Annotated in this window: 4 protein-coding genes; all 4 read right to left on the bottom strand. The window is 34.3% G+C overall.

What is annotated here, in order from left to right; translation table 11 throughout:
* Nucleotides 1-338: 338 nt before the first annotated feature.
* The gene (locus IQ228_RS21925) at nt 339-1037 is read right to left on the bottom strand and encodes a DevA family ABC transporter ATP-binding protein (RefSeq protein ID WP_193964434.1); all 699 of its coding nucleotides are present in this window, start codon (nt 1035-1037) and stop codon (nt 339-341) included.
* Nucleotides 1038-1090: 53 nt separating this feature from the next.
* Nucleotides 1091-2266, bottom strand: a complete 1176-nt coding sequence (devC, locus tag IQ228_RS21930) for an ABC transporter permease DevC (protein WP_027402674.1) — start codon at nt 2264-2266, stop codon at nt 1091-1093.
* Nucleotides 2267-2358: 92 nt separating this feature from the next.
* Nucleotides 2359-3561 (bottom strand): ABC exporter membrane fusion protein, encoded by a 1203-nt coding sequence (locus IQ228_RS21935; protein WP_027402675.1) that lies wholly within the window; start codon nt 3559-3561, stop codon nt 2359-2361.
* A 248-nt stretch (nt 3562-3809) separates the two neighbouring features.
* Nucleotides 3810-4139 (bottom strand): hypothetical protein, encoded by a 330-nt coding sequence (locus IQ228_RS21940; protein WP_027402676.1) that lies wholly within the window; start codon nt 4137-4139, stop codon nt 3810-3812.
* Between the last annotated feature and the right edge of the window lie 297 nt (nt 4140-4436).

Below are 4436 nucleotides of genomic sequence, written 5' to 3' on the forward strand. Positions count from 1 at the left end.
TTTAGGGACTTCCAAGAAATAAATTATCCTGATTAACGAACCACGGAGGCGCAGAGGACACAGAGGAATAAGGGTTTGAGAGATTTTTTCGTTAGGTGGTTTATCGGTTGTCAAGAGATTGCTTCCTTTCACTCGCAATGACAACTCATGCAGCACAGGTTTATTAGAGACTTCCAATCAAAAAAATATCCCAAAATTTCTTGTGGTGCGGGACGAATTGGACGAATTGCCCGCTAATCATCAAGGACGGGCAAGGATGCCCATCCCACAAAATTGGATCATTTTTTTTGTGGAGTTCTCTTAGTAAATTTGGTTAAGTACAAATCTAGGAGATCACCCTAAACTTCATCTTGAATTAAATAACCGTCCTCCATGTTGATAATTCTATCAGCAATGTCTAAAATGCGGTTATCATGGGTAACAATTAAAATTGAGCAATCTTGTTCTTTTGCTAATTGCTGCATTAAATTAACCACATCTCGTCCTGATTTACTATCTAAAGCAGCCGTAGGTTCATCGGCTAATACTAACTTAGGATGACTCACTAAAGCGCGAGCGATCGCCACTCGTTGCTTCTGTCCCCCAGAAAGATCAGAGGGATAATAATTAATTCTATCTCCCAATTTCACAGCATTAAGTATTGCTTCAGACTGAATATAAGATTCCCATTGAGAAATATTAGATTGCAATTCTAAAGACATTTGTACATTTTGCATAGCAGTTAAGAAATCTAGTAAATTATGAGCTTGAAAAATATAACCAATTTGCCTACGTATTTGAACTAATTCTTCATTACTAGCATTTAATAATTCTTGTCCACTAAATTTTAAACTTCCCTCTTGAACAGAACGCAAACCACCGATTAATGTTAATAGAGTAGTTTTTCCTGAACCAGAAGGTCCAGTCATAATGACAATTTCTCCAGATTTGATCGTCAAATTAATATCAAATAAAGTTTGAGTTCGTAATTTACTACTACCAAAGTAATGATTAAGATTTGTGATTTGTAAAATATTAGCAGAATGTGAATATCGCATAAGTGGGTGAACGGTAAAAAACTTAAAAACTTTTCAAACATCCTCTTAGGTGGTTAATTAAAAATTTCTGCTGGATCTACCTTACGTAATTTATTAGTAGAAAAGAAACCAGAAGTTAAGCACATAATAATCACAGACGTAAATACTAATAAACCCTTATTTATATCCATCACAATTGGTAATTTAGTTGCATCTTTGGCAATATCATATAGTCCTAGAGAGATAGCAAAACCGGGAATATAACCCAAGACAGCTAAAATTATAGCTTGCTGAAAAACAACATTCAAAAGATATTTATTTCTAAATCCCATGGCCTTGAGTGTAGCAAATTGGACAAAATGGCTTGATATATTACTATAAAGGATTTGATAAACAACAATGACACCAACAACAAAACCCATCGTTACCATCAAATTAAACACAAATCCAATCGGTGTTCTTAATGTCCAATAGTTTTTTTCAAAATCAATAAATTCTTGGCGAGTCATCACTGTGACATCATCAGGTAAATTAGCAGATAAGGTTGCTAAAATTGTTTTTGGGTTAACATGAGGTTGCAGATTAATTGAGCCTATATCTAGTTCATTTGCTCTGCGTTCTGGAAATATTTTCAAAAAAGTAGAAGAACTGACTATTAAATTACCATCCACACCAAAAGAGGGACCAAGGGTAAATAAACCACTAACTTTAACCTTGTAACCAACTGTTCCTAAATAACTAAATATTTCCATACTGATATGTTTATTTTTCTGGAAATATTCAGCAATTGGTCCAAATTCTGGACGTGCGGCTCGGTCAAAAAATACTTGATCAGGAATTTTGAGTGATTGAAAATCTTGATCTATTTCAGGTAATCTAAATATGGATTTAACCGGATCAAATCCCAGGACATAAATAGGATATTTGCGACCATTGAGAGGATTTTTCAGTTTAGCAAATTGGACATATAAAGGTTCAACTGATTCAATCCCATTAAAACCTAATATCTGATATAAACGACTGCGAGGAAAACTTTGAGTAGAAGTCAAGGATTTATATTGGGAGCTAATTAAAAACAAATCACCTCGAAGATGTTTATGTACTTGAGTCGCACTGGCATAAAGAGCATCTTGAAACCCAATTTGCATAAACATTAAAACAGAAATAAAAGCAATACCCGCTAATGCTACAAAAAAGCGTACTTTTTGCTTTGCTAATTGTAGCCAAGCTAAAGGTATATTTAAAATCATATTTTCTCCTCTTTCCTATCTCATCATAGGATTTCAAAATACCCATTAGTCATCATCCCCATCAAATTAATTAGACAACTTACAGTTCAGGCTTATATCTGAATAAGTGCCTGGACTTGTAAATTAGTTAAATTAGAAACTCGTTGATTATCTGCTAATTTATCAATGCGAATTTTTACATCAACTATTTTATTATCTGTATCTGAACCAGGATTAGTGTTAAAGATATTTTGTCTGCCAACTTGTAAACCAATATCTGTAACTGTCCCTTGTAATTTTCCTGCGAAAGCGTCACCCGTGATAGTTGCTGATTGACCTAAACGAACTTTTTTAATGTCAGTTTCGTAAACTTCTGCAACTACATACATTTGTTGAGTTTGTCCTAGTTCTAATATCCCTTTATTGGCAATTATTTCTCCTGGCCAAGCATTAATTTTTAGGACTTGACCATTAATAGGTGAACGAATATAACTTAGATCTAACTCCGCTTGAGCTTGTTGAACAGATGCGATCGCACTTTTTACATTTGCTTGAGCTAGTTGCACATCTGTAGGACGAATTTCTGCAATACTATTCAGTCTAGCTTCAGACTCACTTAACTGTTTTTGCAAAGTTTCTACAGTCCGTTTCAGGTTAGCATTAGCTTCATTAAGTTGTTCTTGCACAGTATCCCTGCGTAATTTTTTATTATCTGCATCAGAAGCAGAAATAGCACCATCTTCATATAATTTCTGATATCGGTTATTTTCGGTTTCTGAATTTTTTAGTTCAGCTTCTAGACGAGCAATTGTGGCTTTTTGGGTAGAAATTGATCCTCGTAATTCCACTTCTAACCGGGAAATTGCGGCTTTTTGAGCCGAAATATCACCTCTTTTCGCCCCTGCTTCTACTTGCTGAAGATTCGCTTGACTGACTTCTACTTGTCGTTTTGCTTTTTCTAAAGCTGCAAGATTAGGAATATAACTATCAAGAATTGCTACTACTTGTCCTTGACGAATTTTGTCTCCTTTTTTCACCAAAAGTTGATTAACTCTTATCCCTGTCTGAGAATTGGGTGCGGAAAGACGAATTACTTCTCCTTGGGGTTCTAACCGTCCTAAAGCAGCAACAGCAGTAATGGTAGGTGCAGAAATAGGGATAATAGGAGATATTGTAGAAGTTGATTTAGAATGTTTCTGAAAATATGAAAGGCTATAGAGAGATATTAGACTAGTAGCTATAACTCCAGAACTTGCTAACATTATCGGCCACAAACTCACAGGTTTTATTAATGAGTGCTTTTCTTTGTGTACCATGATTTTGTCTTTTAAATTAGGAAATATGACAGTATTTCTGATTCTCAATAAGAACCAGAAAAGTCCCTATCCTTGATAACATCTCTTGACAACCTTATATATGATCCAATATCCAAAAAAATACTATTGATCAAGAATTATTTGCTGAGTTGATTAATTACCAGTTACACAAAATATTTAAATGCTAAAATTTTGATAGGTAATGGGTAATCAGTTACTGACAATTACCAATTACCAATATCAAAAGTTTATTTATTCAGCACAACCTCTTTTTCTTTTTTCTTCCGCATAATTGCCAAGTATTCACTCCGTGTTCCGTCTACTCGATAGTGATCACAAATTTGACAAAGTTTGAGAAGATCCAAACGACTGAATATTTTTTGATGCTCAATAGCGTTGTCATTACGCCACCGCCAAAATGTTGTTCTATCAATTCGACGATTGCTTTCAGGCCATCTTCTCCGTGATAGAAAATCTACTAATTCATCTTCATGAAATGAGTAACCTTTTGGTAATTTGAGGAGGTCTTCTCGTAACTCATTCAGCGGGATGAGTGGATCTAATTCAGATAGTCTCATGCCAGCAATTCCTTGTAGTTTTGTAATTCCAATATTGCAGAAGCCAAATAATGCAATAAAGTTTAATTGACTAATTTAATGCTCAAAGACCGCTTTAAATTCACGGTCTAAACTTCCCTGATTTAATAATTTAGGTTAAACTTATTTTTTGGGAATTTCAACCTATATGCAACTAATTGTTTCATAAAACCTTATTTGTCGCCCTATCTTGGATTGGTAAAAATTGCAAGCATCAAATTATTAACTCCTTATATAGATTAAGAATTACTGATCTTTCATTATCTCAAACTTTAGAAT

The organism is Dolichospermum sp. LEGE 00246, assembly GCF_015207865.1.
Taxonomy (GTDB): Bacteria; Cyanobacteriota; Cyanobacteriia; order Cyanobacteriales; family Nostocaceae; genus Dolichospermum; species Dolichospermum heterosporum.

Bases quoted from the DNA above. Each gene is read 5' to 3' on its own strand.
- IQ228_RS21925 (WP_193964434.1), bottom strand. From the start codon at position 1,037: ATGCGATATTCACATTCTGCTAATATTTTACAAATCACAAATCTTAAT.
- devC (WP_027402674.1), bottom strand. From the start codon at position 2,266: ATGATTTTAAATATACCTTTAGCTTGGCTACAATTAGCAAAGCAAAAA.
- IQ228_RS21935 (WP_027402675.1), bottom strand. From the start codon at position 3,561: ATGGTACACAAAGAAAAGCACTCATTAATAAAACCTGTGAGTTTGTGG.
- IQ228_RS21940 (WP_027402676.1), bottom strand. From the start codon at position 4,139: ATGAGACTATCTGAATTAGATCCACTCATCCCGCTGAATGAGTTACGA.